Below are 301 nucleotides of genomic sequence, written 5' to 3'. Positions count from 1 at the left end.
GATCGAGCGCGACAGCACGGCCGTGGCGTCGAGGTGGGCGAACGAGGCGGCCGGCGCCGGGCCGGTCAGGTCGTCGGCCGGCACGTAGATCGCCTGCACCGAGGTGATCGAGCCCTTGGTCGTGGTGGTGATGCGCTCCTGGAGGGCGCCCATGTCGGTGGCGAGCGCGGGCTGGTAGCCCACCGGCGAGGGGATGCGGCCGAGGAGCGCCGACACCTCGGAGCCCGCCTGCGTGAAGCGGAAGATGTTGTCGACGAAGAACAGCACGTCCTGGCCGTCGTCGCGGAACTGCTCGGCGATG

At 71.4% G+C, this 301-nt stretch carries 1 pseudogene; it reads right to left on the bottom strand.

The annotated features are described in order from the left end of the window. Positions 1-301, bottom strand: a pseudogene (locus ACLBXO_RS32080) (F0F1 ATP synthase subunit beta); the annotation flags it as partial.

It is taken from the genome of Methylobacterium sp. C33D (assembly GCF_053345825.1).
The sequence above is the reverse complement of the archived record's forward strand: the minus strand, read 5'-3'. Positions and strand labels throughout refer to the sequence as shown.